The sequence below is a fragment of the Mycolicibacterium lutetiense genome (assembly GCF_017876775.1).
GTDB classification, from domain to species: domain Bacteria; phylum Actinomycetota; class Actinomycetes; order Mycobacteriales; family Mycobacteriaceae; genus Mycobacterium; species Mycobacterium lutetiense.
Genome location: NZ_JAGIOP010000002.1, coordinates 3,070,428 through 3,087,199, shown reverse-complemented (window position 1 = coordinate 3,087,199; position 16,772 = coordinate 3,070,428). Strand labels below are relative to the sequence as shown.

At 67.1% G+C, this 16,772-nt stretch carries 13 protein-coding genes; 8 read left to right on the top strand and 5 right to left on the bottom strand.

Annotated elements, in window-relative coordinates; all coding sequences use genetic code 11:
* Positions 1-87 precede the first annotated feature (87 nt).
* A complete protein-coding gene (locus tag JOF57_RS24115) occupies positions 88-3,126 on the bottom strand; it encodes an MMPL family transporter (protein ID WP_209921025.1) in 3,039 nt (1,012 codons plus the stop codon).
* Positions 3,127-3,211: 85 nt separating this feature from the next.
* Between JOF57_RS24115 and JOF57_RS24110 the strand changes: the two genes are divergently transcribed.
* Positions 3,212-3,778, top strand: coding sequence for a TetR/AcrR family transcriptional regulator (locus tag JOF57_RS24110; protein WP_209921021.1), 567 nt, complete (start codon positions 3,212-3,214; stop codon positions 3,776-3,778).
* A 10-nt stretch (positions 3,779-3,788) separates the two neighbouring features.
* Here the strand turns inward: JOF57_RS24110 and JOF57_RS24105 are convergent, their stop codons facing one another.
* A complete protein-coding gene (locus tag JOF57_RS24105; protein ID WP_209921019.1) occupies positions 3,789-6,437 on the bottom strand; it encodes an ATP-binding protein in 2,649 nt (882 codons plus the stop codon).
* 225 nt (positions 6,438-6,662) lie between these two features.
* Here JOF57_RS24105 and fadD4 point away from each other — a divergent pair, with 225 nt between their 5' ends.
* Together fadD4 and JOF57_RS24095 are read left to right on the top strand one after the other, a co-directional pair.
* Complete coding sequence (gene fadD4, locus JOF57_RS24100; protein ID WP_209921008.1) at positions 6,663-8,183, top strand: fatty-acid--CoA ligase FadD4; 1,521 nt, start codon at positions 6,663-6,665, stop codon at positions 8,181-8,183.
* 5 nt (positions 8,184-8,188) lie between these two features.
* Positions 8,189-9,070: an enoyl-CoA hydratase/isomerase family protein gene (locus JOF57_RS24095; protein WP_209923684.1), complete on the top strand. Its 882-nt coding sequence runs from the start codon at positions 8,189-8,191 to the stop codon at positions 9,068-9,070.
* On the opposite strand, the gene JOF57_RS24090 is transcribed toward JOF57_RS24095, so the two are convergent.
* Together JOF57_RS24090 and JOF57_RS24085 are read right to left on the bottom strand one after the other, a co-directional pair.
* The gene (locus JOF57_RS24090; protein ID WP_209921005.1) at positions 9,060-9,488 is read right to left on the bottom strand and encodes a nitroreductase/quinone reductase family protein; all 429 of its coding nucleotides are present in this window, start codon (positions 9,486-9,488) and stop codon (positions 9,060-9,062) included. The two genes, JOF57_RS24095 and JOF57_RS24090, sit on opposite strands and share 11 nt — an antisense overlap.
* On the bottom strand, positions 9,485-10,738 hold the full coding sequence (locus JOF57_RS24085; protein WP_209921003.1) for an NADH:flavin oxidoreductase/NADH oxidase family protein: 1,254 nt from the start codon (positions 10,736-10,738) through the stop codon (positions 9,485-9,487). The genes JOF57_RS24090 and JOF57_RS24085 overlap by 4 nt, the downstream gene beginning before the upstream one ends.
* Before the next feature lie 156 nt (positions 10,739-10,894).
* On the opposite strand from JOF57_RS24085, the gene JOF57_RS24080 reads away from it, so the two are divergent.
* The 5 genes from JOF57_RS24080 to JOF57_RS24060 all read left to right on the top strand — a co-directional run bounded on the left by JOF57_RS24080 (position 10,895) and on the right by JOF57_RS24060 (position 15,989).
* Positions 10,895-11,461: a TetR/AcrR family transcriptional regulator gene (locus tag JOF57_RS24080; protein WP_209923682.1), complete on the top strand. Its 567-nt coding sequence runs from the start codon at positions 10,895-10,897 to the stop codon at positions 11,459-11,461.
* Between the two features lie 115 nt (positions 11,462-11,576).
* Positions 11,577-12,482 (top strand): hotdog family protein, encoded by a 906-nt coding sequence (locus JOF57_RS24075; protein WP_234938882.1) that lies wholly within the window; start codon positions 11,577-11,579, stop codon positions 12,480-12,482.
* Positions 12,482-13,594: a CoA transferase gene (locus tag JOF57_RS24070; protein ID WP_209920997.1), complete on the top strand. Its 1,113-nt coding sequence runs from the start codon at positions 12,482-12,484 to the stop codon at positions 13,592-13,594. The genes JOF57_RS24075 and JOF57_RS24070 overlap by 1 nt, the downstream gene beginning before the upstream one ends.
* Complete coding sequence (locus JOF57_RS24065) at positions 13,588-14,865, top strand: amidohydrolase family protein (protein WP_209920994.1); 1,278 nt, start codon at positions 13,588-13,590, stop codon at positions 14,863-14,865. Before JOF57_RS24070 ends, JOF57_RS24065 begins: the two co-directional genes overlap by 7 nt.
* Positions 14,862-15,989, top strand: coding sequence for an MFS transporter (locus JOF57_RS24060; protein ID WP_307870091.1), 1,128 nt, complete (start codon positions 14,862-14,864; stop codon positions 15,987-15,989). The genes JOF57_RS24065 and JOF57_RS24060 overlap by 4 nt, the downstream gene beginning before the upstream one ends.
* On the opposite strand, the gene JOF57_RS24055 is transcribed toward JOF57_RS24060, so the two are convergent.
* Complete coding sequence (locus JOF57_RS24055) at positions 15,964-16,731, bottom strand: GntR family transcriptional regulator (protein ID WP_209920992.1); 768 nt, start codon at positions 16,729-16,731, stop codon at positions 15,964-15,966. The genes JOF57_RS24060 and JOF57_RS24055 overlap by 26 nt on opposite strands.
* Between the last annotated feature and the right edge of the window lie 41 nt (positions 16,732-16,772).

Below are 16,772 nucleotides of genomic sequence, written 5' to 3'. Positions count from 1 at the left end.
GTTTTTGTGTGAAAGCCGTTGCGCATCACGTATGTAACGCTGTGGCGATTTTCGGCACGTATCTCCGCCGTAGCGTTACGCGCGCGATCAGCTCATTGCACGCGCCGGCCACCACATGCGTTCTCGCAGCAGGCTCATCGCGGCGGGAACGAGGTAGGTTCGCACGACGGTGATGTCCAGCAGCAGACCGATGCCGACGGTGGACCCGATTTGCACCAGGTTGAGCACCGTCCCACTGGTGAGCGCGAACATGGTGATCGCGAAAACGACTCCCGCGGTGGTGATCACGCTTCCGGTGCTGCCGAACCCGCGGATGATGCCGCTGATCACGCCACTGCGGGATTCCTCCCGGATGCGGGCAGCGAACAGCATGCTGTAGTCGGCGCCGACGGCGACCAACGCCATGAACGACACCGGGAAGACCGACCAGTCCAGGTTGATACCGATGATGTGCTGCCAGATGAGGGTGGACATTCCGGCCGCGGCGCCGAAAGACAGCACCACCGCTGCGATCATCAGCACGGGTGCCACCAGGCTGCGCAGCATGACGATCAGGACCAGTAGGACAGCCGCCACCGCGACGACACCGAAAAGGGCGAAGTCACGCCAGGTTTGGTCGATGTGACGTTGCGACAGCGAGGCCAGTCCGGTCGATTCGATGTTCGCGTGCTCGAGCACCGTGCCGGTGGCCGCGTTGTTCGCTGCGGAGATGACATCCGGTATCGCACCCATCGCCTCGGCGCCGTACGGATTGACCGACCAGACCACCATCATGCGGGCACTGTGGCCGTCCGGCGAGATGAGCAGCCGCTCACCTGCCGTGAACCGGCGATCGCTGCGGCCCTCCTCGGGTAGGTAGAAGCCGCGCCCCGCGCCGGTCGTGGTGTCGGCGGACAGCCGGTGCAGGAAGTCCGATGCCCGGTTGAGCCCGGCACCGAGTTCGGTGGTCAGCGCCACCATGGTGTCGGTGCCGGATTTGACCTGGCCCAGCCCGGTGGTGAGCCGGCCCAGACCCGTTGACAGTTCGTTGATTCCGGACATCAGCCGGTTGAGGTCGCCGCGGGTCTGCTCGGGCGTACGGGTGCCGAGCTGGTCGAGCATGGTCCGCAGGCCCTTGATGCCGGCGCGGAGATCGGGCAGGGTGTCCAGCGCGGTGCTCACCGGACGCTCGGGCACCAGCGGCGCGGCGAGCGTCAGGCCGTTGATCGCGAGGAGCGCCTGCCCACCGGTGGCCGCGTTGAGGTCGGCGAAGGCCTGACGCGCCCGCAGGCAGTCCGCGGCGCAGTCAGGCCTGGGCGCGGCTGCCGTGAGGGGATCGAACACCGAATGCACGGCAGCCGTGGGGGCGGCCAATTTGTTTCGGGTGGCGTCGATTTCGTTGACCGCACGGTCCAGCGCGTCGGTGGCGCCGGCCATGGTGCGCACCACGGCCGCCACGTCGAGAGATCCGTCCGAGACGATGTTGACCACCCGGTTCGCGGATTCCAGGGTGCCGAGCAGGTTTCGGGTGAGGGCGACGAGATCGCGGGCCCCCGTGGCGAGCTCGGGCAGCCTGTCGGCGGCGCCGGCCGAACCGTCGTGCAGCTGGGTCACCCCGGCCGCGAGCTGTTTGAGTTGGGGGATGGCCTGCTCGACGCGGTCGTGCGCATCGGCCAAGCCATCACCGACCTGAGCGGTCTGCGATCCGATCGCCGTCTCGGGCAACGGCTTTCCTTCGGGGCGCGTGATAGACCGGACGTAGGCGACCTGCGGGAGATTGCCGATCGACATCGCGATCAGGTCCAGCGCGGCCAGATCGTTGGTGTTGCGCATATCGTGGTCGGCCCGGATGGTGACGAACTCCGGTGCCGCTTCGTTCACGCCCCAGTGCCGGTAGACCGCCTCGTAGCCGCGCTTGCTGTCGGTGGCGCGCAGTTGCATAGCGTTCTCGTCGATGTTGGGCTGGAAGGTGAACAGCACCGCGCTGGTGGCGAGCAGGAACACGAGTGACGCGGCGACCAGGGCGGGCGCCCGGCGCACGATCGCAGCTCCGCGTCGGCGCCATCGGCGTTCGTCGAGTGGACGGGGTTCGGCGAAACCGCGGCGGCCCCACAGCGCCATGATCGCCGGGGTGAGCGTGAGGCTGACCGCCATGGTGATCGCGATCGCCAGCGCGATCGGTGGCCCGGCAGTGCGGAACATGCCGATCTTGGTGAACACCATGGCCATTCCGGCGCCGGCGATGGTCAGCGCTGAGGCGATGACGATGCCCGCGGTGTGTGCCCCGGAGCGGGCTACCGAGTCGTCGACGGACATCCCGCGCCGCCTGGCCTCGTGGTAGTTCGCCAACAGGAAGATGCCGTAGTCGGTGCCGGCGCCGAGCACCATGGCCGTGACGAGCGCGATGGTGAAGTTGGATACCGAGAGCAGCTCGTTGATGCCGAGCCACGAGATCACCGGGCGGGCCACGCCCAGCGAGATGCCCACGGTGAGAAGCGGGATCATCGCGGTCAGCAGTGAGCGGTACACCGCCAGCAGCAAGAGCGTGATCAACACGACCGAGACCACGGTGATGATGGCCAGCGAGGTGTCGATGGCGGAGAACAGGTCCGACAGCGTGGGTGCGGCACCGGTGAAATGCACGTCGACGCCCGGTGGGCGCGGCAATGCGTCGACCGCGGCGCGGACGTTCTCGGTGGACCGGTGTGCGCGGGTGGAGCCGACGTCGCCGGTGGTTGCGACGATCAGGTGGATGGCTTTCCCGTCGGGACTCAGGCCGAGGTCCTCCAGACCGGCGGTGCCGTAGGTGTCGAGCACATATGCGACGTCGTCCTTGTCGGCCACCAATCGCGACACCAGGTCGCGGTAGTACGCGGTGTCGGCTGCCCCGAGGACCCGGTCACTTGACACCACGATGCTGCCGATCGCGGTGGTGTCGGGGACTCCGAAGTCACGGGACATCTGCCGCAGGGTTTCGGTGGTCTGGCTTTCCGGGGTGAACGGCGCCGAGTGCTCGGCGACAGTGTGTTCCAGTTGGGGGACGGTCAGGTTGAGCACACCGGCCAGGGCCAGCCAGGCGCCGAGAACCCACCAGGCCTGCTTTGCGCAGGCGCGGGTGAGTTTGCCGAAGATCGCGACATCGTGCATTTCGGCATCGTAGACCAATCGGTCTATGTATGGTCGACTAGGATGGACCAATCGGTCTATTCAGGTGTTGGAGAGGGTGGTGACAGTGGCGGGCCCGCGTGAGCGTCTCATCCAGAGTGCCATCGAACTGATGCGTGAGTACGGCGTGCACGCGACGGGTCTGAGCGATCTGCTGGACCGCAGCAACACCGCTCGGGGGTCGATCTACCAGCACTTTCCTGCGGGAAAAACTGAATTGATGGAGCAGGCGACGCTGGAGGCCGGGCGGATCATCACCGCAAGGATCGAAGAGCTGACGCAGGCGTTGCCCGCCGAGGACGTGATCCGTGCCTTCGTCGGCGGCTGGAAGCAGAACCTCACCGACAGCGAATTCAGTGGCGGATGCCCCATCGTGGCGGCTGCCCAGGCCGGTCCGGATGCGCTCGTGGTGCGGGAAGCCTCGGCTGCGGTATTTGCTGATTGGGCGCGCGTGATCGCGGACTCGATCGAAACCAAGGGTGTTGATGCGGCAACGTCGGCCTCACTCGGCAGCTTCATCGTCAGCTCACTGGAAGGCGCCATCATTCAGTGCCGCAGCGCCAGGTCGCTACAACCGCTCGATGACGCGAGCACCGGTCTGATGTTGCTGCTGCGCCGTCTGGGTGCCGACTGACAATCGGGTCTCACCCCTGGGCAACCAGCCCGGACCGCGCCACGTCGATCTGCTCGAACGCGTAGTTCGCGACCTGGGCGATGGACATGCCCGCTCCGGCTCGGGCCAGCTCGCTGTAGGCAGCGTCGCCGAGCAGGTTGCGCAAATGTGTGATGGCCGAGTCGATCTCGGGAAAACCCGCGCGGGCGAGGGCGGTTGCGGCGAACCCGCTGATGGTCGCAGCCGGCTCGGGCATATCGACCCGATCGAGCAACGCGCTCAAGAGGCCGAGCGCGTTGCGCATGAGCTCGACGCCGCCGGAATCGTAATAGTGCCGGACCATTTGACTGATGTAGCCGAAAGCCTCGCTGAGTTCGCCATGATCGGCGGCGAGTCCGGTCAGAAGCCCCGAGATGATGGATTCCTGTTGTCGGTCGCCGCTTTCTTCCGCGATAGCCCGGGCCCGAAGAAGCCATTCGTAGGCACCTGTGGGGTCCGAGTGTCGGCGGGCCCAGCCGTACGCGAGCAGTGCGGCACCAGCCATTGCGGGGTTGTCGGAATCTGCGGCGGCATCAATCAGGCCCTCTGATGCCTTCATCGCTTCGGCCGAGGATCCGGACACCGCCAACGCGATTACCAACACTGCTTGGCTGGCCAGGTGTCGGGCAGGATTGCGGGCGATCATTGCCCGACACCACTCGACGGCCCGCTCGGGCTGTCCCGTGGTGCTGTACCCGGCGGCGACTCCACATGAGAACTCATCGGTGACGTAGGCGAATTGCCCACTTTCAATCGCCACCTGGGCCGCTTGGGCATGCTGGGCGAATTCTCGAACTCGGCCCAGGGCCGCGCAGTAGGCGGCCCCGACGTACAGCTGCGCCAGCCGAGGATGCTGCACGGCTTCCGCGGCGGGTATCAGTTCCTCGACCCACGCGACGGGTTCCCATTGCTCGACGAAATACCCGAAGAACGTGGTGTTCACGGCGAGCGCGGTAGCCGTATCGAGGTCGCGCTGATCCGCCGCCCAGCGAAATGCCGAGCGTAGGTTGGCCAACTCGCGGTTGAACCATTGGTATGTCTCGCGCTGACGCGGACTGTCCCACACTGCAAGCAGATCGGTCTCCACGCTGGAGAAGTAGTGGGCGTGGACCGTGCGTGCGGCTTCTGGATCGGCGGAGCTGAAAAGTTGCTCTTCGGCAAACTGGCGAATGGTCTCCAGCATCGTGAAACGTGTTCGCTCGGAGGTGCGGTCGGCTATCAGGAGCGATTTTCGAACGAGCGCATCGATCAGATCGATTGTGCCCAGCTCATCGTCCGAACCCGATATCGCACATGCGGCTGCCAGGTCGAATCCACCGCTGAATACTGAACACCTTGCCAGCAGCCACTTTTCGTCGTCGCTGAGCAAGTCGTAGGACCACTGCACGGCATGGTGCAGGGTTTGATGACGTTCTAATCCTCGCCGTGACCCGACAAGCAGCCGGAAGCGATCATCGAGACGGTCGCGCACTTCGACGGCTGTCATCGACACCATTCGCGAAGCCGCTAGTTCGATCGCCAGTGGAATCCCGTCGAGGCGGCGGCAGATCTCGACTACCGCGTCCGACTCTGTCGGGGAGGTGAACGAGGCGTGGGGTGAGACTGCCTGAGCCCGCTCGATGAACAATGCGGCGGCCGTGGAACCCATGTTCCCGATGTCCAGGGACGGAACCGGCCACAGCTGCTCGTCTTTGAGTCTCAGCCCTTCGCGGCTGGTGGCAAGGACCGTGATGGTTGACGACTGGGCGAGTATCGTCTCGATCAAGTCGGCGGCCGCGTTCAGGACGTGCTCGCAGTTGTCGAAAACCAGGATGCGGGAGCGTCCTTGGAGGGCCGCGGCAATGCTCTCGGTGACGGTCAACCCGGCTTGCTGGGTGATTCCGAGAACGGCCGCGACCGAGTCCGGGACCGCGGTCGGATCACCGACGGCGGCCAGTTCGATCACGAACGCGCCGTCCGGAAATGCGTCGAGCGAGCGGGAGGCGACCTCCAGTGCCAGCCGGGTCTTGCCGACCCCGCCGACACCGGTCAACGTCACCAGGCGATGTGATTTCAGCACCGTGTCCAACTCGGTCAGATCAGCCTCGCGTCCGATAAGGCTCGTGGTCGGAGCCCGCAGATTCCCCGGTCCGGAAGTGGTGGTGTTCAGCGGCGGGAACTCGGTGCGCAGGCCCGAGGCGTGGACCTGGTAGAGGTCAACGGGTTTGGCGATGTCGCGTAACCGTCTCGACCCCAACGAAATCAGGTCGACGCCGCCTAACAGGCCCGCCGTCACCCCGTCGAGCAGGATCTGTCCGCCGTGCCCGGACGCCATGATTCGGGACGCCCGGTTGAGGACGGCGCCGAAATAGTCGTCGTCGCGGTGTTCGGCTTCCCCGGTGGCCAGGCCCATCCGTACCGGCAGTCCCAGCTCGCGTTGTGCGCTCACCGCCGCGTCGGCGGCGGCCGGCGGCGAGGCGAATACCGCGCAGACACCGTCGCCGGTGTGCTTGAACACCTGCCCGCCGTGAGCTTCGATGGCCCGGCGCAGCACCTCGTCATGCACGGCCAGGGCGGCTCGCATGGAGGCGGCGTCGGATTCCCACCGTCGGGTGGAACCTTCGATGTCGGTGAACAGAAAGGTGGCGATGCCTGCTGGCATGTCGACGCCGTTCTCAGCGCGCTTCGGTGAATCGCATCGGCGCTCCCCACGCTCGATCCGCTGGGCGTTTGGACATCGTAGGTCCGGCGGGCGCGGCTGGACTCGGGATTGGTGGTGCGGGTGGCCTCGGTGTTTCTGTAGTCAATCACCTGTTCACGGCGATTTCGGAGGGTGTAACCGCGCCCGTCTTGACACCTGTCAAGTGGCGCCGGTTACAGTGCCCTCATGCAGATCCGCGAGCATGCCGAGGCCAACCCCGAGAAGCCGGCGATCATCCTCCATCCGTCGGGCACCGTCGTTACGTTCGGTGAGCTCGAAGCTCGCGCGAATCGCCTGGCCCATTACTTCCGCCGGCACGGGCTGGAAGAGGGCGACGTGGTCGCGATCCTCATGGAGAACAACGCCCACATCCATGCCGTGATGTGGGCGGCACGCCGCAGCGGGCTGTACTACGTGCCGATCAACACGCACCTGACCGCCGCCGAGGCGGCCTACATCATCGACAACAGTGGGGCCAAGGCCATCGTCGGCTCCGCCGTGCTGAAGGACATCCTGAGCGACCTCGAAAAGGAGCTGCCCAACGGCTTGCCGGGCACTCTGCTCATCGCCGACGGCGAACTGGACGGTTGGAAGCGTTATCCGGAAGCTGTCGCGGACCTGCCTGCCACCCAGATCGACGACGAGCTGGACGGCGATCTGCTGCAGTATTCGTCGGGAACCACGGGGCGGCCCAAGGGCATCAAGCGGGAACTGCCGCATGTGCCGCCATCGGAAACCCCCGGCATGATGGCCCCGCTGGTGGGCTTCTGGATGCAGCCGGATTCGGTGTATCTGAGCCCCGCCCCGCTCTATCACACGGCACCGTCGGTGTGGTCCATGCAGATTCAGGCCGCCGGCATCACCACCGTGGTGCTCGAGAAGTTCGACGCCGAAGGCTGCCTGGATGCGATCCAGCAGCACAAGATCACCCAGGGACAGTTCGTTCCGGTGATGTTCACCCGGATGCTGAAACTCCCTGAAGATGTGCGCAATTCGTACGACCTGTCGAGCCTGCGACGCGTCATGCATGCGGCCGCTCCGTGTCCGGTCGAGATCAAGAAGCAGATGATGGACTGGTGGGGGCCGATCGTCGACGAGTACTACGCCTCCTCCGAGGCCATCGGCGCGACCGTGATCTTCGCCGAGGACTGGCTGACGCATCCGGGTTCGGTGGGCAAGCCGATGAACGGCCTCGTGCACATCCTCGACGAGGACGGCAAGGAGGTGCCTGCCGGACAGGCCGGTGAGATCTTCTTCGAGGGCGGCGCCGATTTCGAATACCTCAACGACGCCGAGAAGACCGCGTCCTCGCGTGAATCGCACGGCTGGAAGACGGTGGGAGACATTGGGTATGTCGATGAGGACGGCTACCTGTACCTGACCGACCGGCGCCACCACATGATCATCTCGGGCGGGGTGAACATCTATCCGCAGGAAGCCGAGAACACGCTCGTCGTTCACCCGAAGGTGATGGACGCCGCGGTGTTCGGCATCCCCGACGACGAGATGGGTCAGAGCGTCAAGGGTGTGGTGCAGACCGTGGACCCGGCGGATGCCACGCCGGAATTCGAGCGTGAGCTCCTGGATTGGCTGCGTGAACGTTTGACGCATTACAAGTGCCCGCGGACCATCTCGTTCGAGGTTGAGCTGCCCCGCACCGACACCGGCAAGCTGTACAAGCAGGAGCTGATAAACAAGTACTCGTGACCGTCCTGGAACTGCCCGCGGGTATCCGTGTCGGGGTCGACACCCCGACCGATGCCGCGACGTTCACGCTGACCGAACAGCCCGGTGCGGACCGGCGGGCGGTCACCGTGAACTCGGTCGAGCAGGCCCTGGATGAACTCACCGAGCGGTGTAGGACATGGCCGCAGGCCGCGGCGGTCTGTGACGACGTGCTGCGTTCGCTCGATCCGGCCGGGCCGACTCGATCGGGGTTGGTCACCGAGTCCCTGGCGTATTCGACGCTGCAATCGGGATCCGAATTCGCCCGGTGGCTGGCCGAGCGCGGGCCGGCCACCGTGCCGCAACTGCCCGAACCGGTGCAGGCCCACCGCGGCGGGAACACACTGCACGTCAGATTCAACCGGACCCAGCGGCACAACGCGTTTTCCACCGACGCCAGGGGCGCGTTGCTCGAGGCCCTCGAAGTGGCCCGGCTGGATCCGTCGGTCGACGAGGTGGTGCTCGGCGGGAACGGCCGGTCCTTCTGCAGCGGCGGCGATCTGGCCGAATTCGGTTCGTTCGCCGACCCGGCCAGCGCCCACCTGGCCCGCACCCGGCACAGTCCGGCGCTGGTGCTCGATGAACTGACGGCGAGGCTGGGGCGACGCTGCCGCGCCGAGGTGCACGGCCAGGTGCTGGGCAGTGGCCTGGAGATGGCGTCGTTCTGCGGGTGGGTCAGCTGTCATCCAGATGCCACGATCGGCCTGCCGGAACTGGCCCTCGGGTTGATACCCGGGGCGGGCGGCACGGTGAGCATCACCCGGCGTATCGGCCGGTGGCGCACGGCGTACCTGGTGCTCTCCGGGCACACCATCGACGCGGCCACCGCACTGGCGTGGGGCCTGGTCGACGAGGTCGTCAGTCGGTGAAATCGATGCGCACCGAGACCGGTGTGGTCTCCAGGGCCTTGACGACGCGCGCGCCGATCGCCCCGAACTTGCGTCCGCGCGCGACGACGTCGTCGTCGGGCCGGAACTGTGCGATGCCGGTGCGCCATCGGTCCCCTTGCCGCAGACGGATGTTCGGGTCCGCGGCGATGTTGCTGCCCCAGCCCGATCGGGTTCCGTGCTGGCAGATCACCCAGGCGCCGGTGGCGTCGAACTGGGCGGAAACGGGGACCCTCCGCACCTGGCCGGTCTTGCGGCCGGTGGTCTCCAGTTCGGAGGCCAGGGCGGTGCGCAAGCCCAGCTTCGACAACACGGCGATGGTGGGGTTCAGCAGATAGCGCCCGAGGGCTCGCTCCCTGCGGAACTTGCTCAGAGTCTTGTCGGGTTGCGTGCCGGTCATGAGCTCCTCCTTGCGCGAAAGGCGTCGAGTCCGTTGTTCTTCAGCAGCCGCAGTGCGGTGGTCAGCCGGCCGATCGTCGGGTCGGGCTCACGGCCCGCGCCCAGCCGGTGCAGCTGGGTGGCGTGCCACTGCAGTTCCAGCGCGCTGAGAAAGGTCTTGGCCCGGGCGGTGTTCGCCAGCCGAGCGGGCAGCGGTATCGAGACGTCGGGAACTCGGAGGCGCTCCTGGCGTGCCGCCAGTAGGTTCTCGGCGGCCGCCGGGTTGACGGTGGTGGGTCGGCCCAGCCCGACCACGTCGGTGGCTCCCGATTTGACGGCCTCACTCATCGCCGCCTGCGTGCGGAAACCACCGGTCACGGCCAGCGGCACGTCTCCGGCGACCTCCCTGGCTGCCTGGGCGTACTCGATGAAGTAGGCCTCACGAGCCTTTGTGGAGGCCGATTGCAGCGCGGGCCTGCCTTCCATCGCAGGGGATTCGTATGTGCCACCGCTGATTTCGATCAGGTCGATATCTTCGGCACTCAGTGCGGCGATGACTTCTCGCGACTCTTCCTCGGTGAAACCGCCGCGTTGGAAGTCGGCGGAGTTCAGCTTGATCGCGACGGCAAAGCCAGGGCTGACGGCGGCACGGGTCCGTCGCACCACCTCGAGTGCGAAGCGCATCCGGCGCTCGGCATCGCCGCCCCAGCGGTCGGACCGTTGATTGGTGCGTGGTGACAGGAACTGGGCGACGAGATACCCGTGCGCACCGTGTATCTGGACTCCGTCGAAGCCGGCTGCGTCGGCGATCGCCGCTGTCCGCGCATACCTGTCGACGGTGGCTTCGATCTCGTCGTCGGTGAGGGCCCGCGGCGCCTGCCACCCGGGGACGCTCATCCGGATCGGTGACGGTGCCACCGGTTGGGACCGGGTGGCCAGCGGATTGGCTTGTCGCCCCGGGTGGTTCACTTGCATCCAGATGAGCCCTCCGCCGTCCTTGGTGGCCTTGGCCCATCGGGACAGTCCGTCGAGGTGCCGGTCGTCTTCGATGACGACGTTGCCCGGCTCGCCCAGATGATCGTGGTCGACCATCACGTTTCCGGTGATCACGAGCCCGTACCCGCCCGTTCCCCAGCGCCGGTAGAGCTCGATCAGCCGATGGTCTGGACCACGGCCGGCACCGCCGAGAGCTTCACTGAGGGCCGACTTCATCAGCCGGTTGCGCAGGACCTGGCCGCTGGCCAGCGGCAGAGGGTCGTGAATGTCTGGCATGTCGGTCTCCTCGAAATGGCGCCGGGGATGCTTCCGGCGACGCTAGTACACCGATCGGTCTAGTGCAATGAATCGTCCCCTTGGTAAGTTCATCCGGGTAGACTGATTGGTCTAGTGCATGGTGGGGTGCTGGAGACTACGGAGGCGATGAGCGCGATGTCGGCACGAGACACCTTGATCACGAGTGTGACCGGGCTGTTGCGTCGCCGAGGTGTCGCTGGAACCGGCGTCAGCGCCCTGCTCGAGGACAGTGGTGTCTCCCGGCGAACCGTCTACCTCAACTTCCCGGGCGGCAAGGAAGAACTCGTCGCGGAGGCGACCCGGGTCGCCGGGCAGACGCTGACGACGTTGATCAACGCGACTGACGACGGGCGCGACCCCGCCGAAGCGGTGCAGGCATTCATCGACCAGTGGAAACTGCAACTGGCAGAGACGGAGTTGCAGGCCGGCTGCCCGATCGTGGCGGCCGTGTTCGGTCGCTGGGAGGCGCCCAAGGCAGCCGAGGTGGCCGCCGAGACATTCCAGGACTGGCACTCGATCCTGACCGAGCGGATGATCCGCTCCGGTGCGGACGCCGACACAGCCCGTTCGCTGGCGACCATGTCGATCGCGGCGATCGAAGGGGCGATCATCATGGCGATCGCGGCTCAGAAGACCGATGCCCTCGACGATGTCGGCCGGCACCTCGGCGAGCTCACCAGGCTGCACCTGCCGGGCAGCTGATCTACTGCTTTAGCTCGCAACGGCTTCTGGTGGCTGGTCTACAGTGCCAGTTGTGACTGGTGGCCCGCATTTCGACGACCTGCAGCTCGGTCAGGTTTTTGACTCCGCTCCGGCGATGACGCTGACGGCGGGCGCAGCGGCCACCCATCAGGCGATCCTCGGTGACCGGCTGCGGCTGGCGCTGGACGCCGAACTTGCTACCGCGGTGACCGGCGAGTCGGGTCCGCTGGCGCACCCTGCGCTGGTGTGTGATGTCGCGATCGGCCAGAGCACCCTGGTCACCCAGCGGGTCAAGGCCAACCTGTTCTACCGGGGGCTTGCGTTCCACCGCTGCCCGGTGATCGGGGATACCGTGTATACCCGCACCGAAGTGGTTGGTCTCAAACAGAATTCGACGAAGCCTGGACGGGCGGCCACCGGACTGGCAGCTCTGCGGATGACCACCGTCGATCAGCGGGATCGTAAAGTTCTCGACTTCTACCGCTGTGCGATGCTGCCGTTGTCCAGCGACGACATCGACACCGGGCATGCCGACGATCTGTCGATGATCGGGGCCGACGCCACTGCACCGAACCCCACCGCCGGTTGGGATGCCGACGCGTTCCGGACCCGGGTACCCGGCCCGCATTTCGACCCGGCACTGGTCGGGGCGGTGCTGCACAGCACCGCCGACGTTGTCAGCAGCGCCCCGGAGCTGGCCCGGCTGACCCTGAACATCGCTGCCACCCATCATGATTGGCGTGCCGGCGGTAAGCGCCTGGTCTACGGCGGGCACACCATCGGGCTGGCTCTGGCCCAGGCCAGCCGATTGTTGCCGAATCTGGTGACCGTGCTGGGCTGGGAGTCCTGCGATCACACCGGCCCGGTGCACGAGGGCGACACCCTCTTCAGCGAGCTACATGTGGAATCGGCCGAGGCCGGGGTGCTCAAACTGCGGTCGCTGGTGTACGCGGCCGGCGGACCCGACGATGGCGACGACCGCCAGGTGCTGGACTGGCGGTTCAGCGCGTTGCAGTTCTGATGACGCGGTTGGCGATTCCTCTGGCCCTGCTGAAGCAGGCCCAGAGCGTCGCCGACGATTTCACGGCGCGCACCGGCGTGGCGGTCGATGCCACCGAACTGCTCACCGGCCGCGCTGCAATGTTGGACATCGCACCGCAGGAAACTGTCTCGGCGGGAGGGGCGACGCGACTGCTGGCCACCCGCGATGGATGGTGTGCGTTGACGCTGTCGCGCCCCGATGACGTCGCCGCTGTTCCCGCACTGCTGCAGGAGGACACGGCCGAACCCGACCCCTGGCCGGCGATCCGGGCCTGGGCGGCGGTGACCTCCGCCGCGGAGGTGGCCGAACGGGCCCGTCTGCTCGGACTGCCGGTCGCCGTGCTCGGTGAAACCGCCCCCGCGCCGCCGGTGGTGAGCGCTCTCGGACCCACCGGGGCCGGCTCGCCGGCCGGAATGCTGGTGGCGGACCTGTCGTCGATGTGGGCCGGGCCCCTGTGCGGACAGCTGCTGGCCCGGGTCGGGGCCACTGTGGTGAAGGTGGAGAGCTGGAGCCGTCCGGACGGGACCCGCGCCGGTGCGCCGGAGTTCTTCGACTGGATGAACGGTGGAAAACTCTCGTATGCGGTCGATTTCGCCGATCCCCGGGATCTGGCTTTGTTGCTGGATGTGGCCGATGTGGTGATCGAGGCCTCCCGGCCGGCCGCGTTGAGCCGGCGCGGGCTGGGGCCCGACACCGTCGCAGCCCGGCCTGGACGGATCTGGCTGCGCATCACCGGGCACGGCGCCGCCGGGGAGAAAGCCGGCTGGGTGGCCTTCGGTGACGACGCCGCGGTATCGGGTGGTCTCGTCGGATACCGCGAGGGCACACCGGTGTTCAGCGGTGACGCCATAGCCGACCCGCTCACCGGGCTTCATGCCGCGGCCGCCGTGGTGGCATCGCGGGAACGTGGCGGCGGCGAGCTGATCGAATTCTCGATGGCGGCCGTGGCCGCCGGATACCGCTCGCCCAACGGCGAAGAGAGCGACGTGATCCCGGTGCGGCCCGCTGCGGGGGCGCCCGGCCGGGAACTCGGAGCCGACAACGAGGCGGTCCGCCGGTTGGTGGCGGAACGGATCGATGCCTCATGCTGATTCGCCGTGCGACGTTGCTCGACGGGACGGTGGCCGACCTCCGCGTCGGCGACACCATCGAACAGGTGGCGGAATCATTGCAGCCCGAGCCCGGTGAACGCGTGTTCGACGCTGCTTTCGGCACGGTGATTCCCGGGTTGCACGATCATCATCTGCACGTGTACTCGGCTGCGGCCGAGCATGATTCGGTCCGCGTCGGTCCCGCGGAGGTGGCCGATGAGGCTGCGCTGGCCGGGGTATTGACCTCCGCGGTGGCGGGCGGTGACGGCTGGATCCGGGCCGTCGGTTACCACGAGGCGGTGGCCGGTCCGCTGGACCGGCGCGCGCTGGATCGGTTGGTTCCCGATGTCCCAGTGCGTGTACAACATCGCAGTGGCGTGTTGTGGACGCTCAATTCCCCAGGGCTCGCGGCGCTGGGTTTGGGTGATCACCCCGACGGGCGGCTGCGCAGCGCGGACCGGACCTGGTCGGATGCGCTGGAACGGAGACCCGCCGCAATCGCCGAATTCAGCGCCCGCCTGGCGGGATACGGCGTCACCGGTGTCACCGATGCCACGCCTGACCTGCAGCCCGGAGATCGCCCTACCGAAATGAGGCAACGTGTGCACTACCTCGCTCCGGGCAAGCGGATCCTGCATGATGACGGGCTCGATCTGGATGCGTTGACCGCCTGGATCGCGCAGCGGCACCAAGCCGGTGAACCGGTGGCCGTGCATTGCGTGACCTCGGCCCAACTCGTCGTCACGATCGCCGCGCTGCGCGCCGCGGGCAGCCATCCCGCCGACCGGATCGAGCACGCCGCGATGGTGCCGCAGGACTGCATCGCCGACCTCGTCGCCCTCGGAATCACGGTGGTGACCCAGCCCAACTTTGTGGCCGAGCGAGGCGACCAGTATCGCGCGGATGTGCCTGCCGCCGAACAGGATCAGCTCTGGCGGCTGGCAACACTGTTGGCCGCGGACGTGCCGGTGGCGTTGTCCACCGATGCCCCGTTCGGCGCACCCGACCCGTGGGCGGCGATGCGTGCGGCGGTGCACCGTCGCACCCCACATGGTGTGGTGCTCAACCCGGTCGAACGGATATCCGGGCGGCGGGCGCTGGCGCTGTTTCTGGGCAGTGCGGAAGATCCGGTCCGGCCACGGCGTATCGCGCCCGGGGAGCCGGGTGACCTCTGTCTGCTGGCGGGCTCCCCACAGCGGGTGGTCGACGCGCTGGACGCCGATCTGGTGGCGGCCACGATCGTCGGCGGTGTGGTGGTGTTCGAGCGGTGAGTGTGTGGCGGGTACCGGGCATGCCCGCGTTGTTGGCCTGTGCTGCGTTGGGATTCGCCGGATTCTCGTTGCTGCTGACGGTGGCCCCGATGTGGGCGGTGCACATCGGGGCGGACAACCTGGGGGCCGGCGCGGTCAACAGCGTGCTGATGCTGTTCACCGTCGTCGCGCAACTGTTGGTCGGCCGGCTGTTGCGCAGGGCCGGTTGGGCCGTCACCCAGGCACTCGGGCTCGTGCTGCTGGGGGTACCGGCTGCGCTGCACTCCCTGACCGGTTCTCTGTGGCAGGTGCTGCTTCTGGCAGCGTTGCGGGGATTGGGCTTCGGCATCCTGACGGTGTGCAGCGTCAGAGGTATCGCCGCGCTGATCCCGCAGGAGCGCCGCGGCCGGGCGATCGGCGCGTACGGACTGTCCATCGCGGCGCCGCAGTTCGTATTGACCCCGCTGGCACCGTGGCTGGCCGAGAATGTCGGGTACCCGCTCGTGTTCGGGCTGGCCGCCGTCTCAGTGCTGGCGGTGCCGTTGGCGTTCACCCGCCCGGCACCGACGTTGGTGGACGAACCGCATTCGGATCGACTCGACAGCATCGGCGGGCTGGTCGGTCCGATCGCTGCGCTCGTGGTGATCACGGCAGCCGGCGGTGGGATCCTCACCTTCGCACCTCAACTGGGTGGTGCGACAACCGCGCTCGGGGCGTTGTTGGCCATGACCGGCACGGCGGTGTTGGCCCGGTGGCTGATCGGAGGGGTTGCCGACCAACACGGCACCGCGAGGTTCATCGCCCCGATGCTGGGCGTCGGCGCGCTCGGTCTGGCGGTGACCGCCGTGGGTATCGGCGTCGGCGGATCGCTGGTGATTCTCGGCTGTGGGCTGCTCGGCACTGCCTACGGTGCGTTGCAGAATCTCACCCTGGTGCAGGCTTTCGCCGCCTCGGGGGAGCAGGCTCGGGGCGCGGTCAGTGTGGTTTGGAACGTCGGATTCGACGCGGGCACCGGGGTGGGGTCGCTGGCCGTCGGTGCGCTGGCCACCTCGTTTTCGTTCCCGACAGCGTTCGCCGTGATGATGGCCGCGTGTGTGGGGGTCGGGCTGATGTGGGCGCTCAGCCGACCTGACGTTGCAGCGTGACCGAGGCAGTATTGGCGTCGGCGTGGGTGGCGATGCCGCTGCCCTGCGCCGTGACGGCCAGCGCCGTCCGGTCCCCGCGGAACAGGTCGCGGGAGAACTCGCAGGGGGAACCGTTCTGGTCATAGGTGACCCGGGTGATCAACAGCAGTGCCGCCTTGGGTTTGATGCCAAGGAGGGTGGCTTCGCTGCTGGTGGCGCTGACCGCTTCGATGCGCTCGTCGGCCCGGCCGGTGACCAAACCGTATTGGGATTCCAGGATTTCGTAGAGTGACCCGCCCAGCTGCTGGTCGAGCAGGCCCGGAAAGGCGTCGGCGGGGAACTGTGCGTGTTCCAGCGAGATGGGGGAGCCGTCGGCCAGCCGGACGCGCTGGATCTCGATGACGTAGTCGCCGGGCCCGAGGCGGAGCGCGGTCTTGGTGGCGTCGTCGGGGGTGGTGATGCGCGTCGAGAGCACCCGGGTGCCCGCGACGTACCCCTGATTGGCGAGGAAAGCAGGCACGCCGACGACATCGGAGAGGTGGCGCTCCACCTGCCCGTGGCTGATGAAGATGCCGCCGGCCCGGCCGATCACCCGATGCACCAGCCCGGCTTCCTCGAGTGCGGCCAACACCTGGCGCAGGCTGGAGCGGCTGGTTCCGTAGCGTTCGGCCAGGTCACGCTCACTGCCCAGTTTGGCGCCGGGGGTGCCCGCGTTGATATCGCCGACGATGCGCCTGCGCAACTCCTCGCTGTGAACTGCCACCCCGGCCCCCTAACCGTGTATTGGTACAGCCAATTCTATCC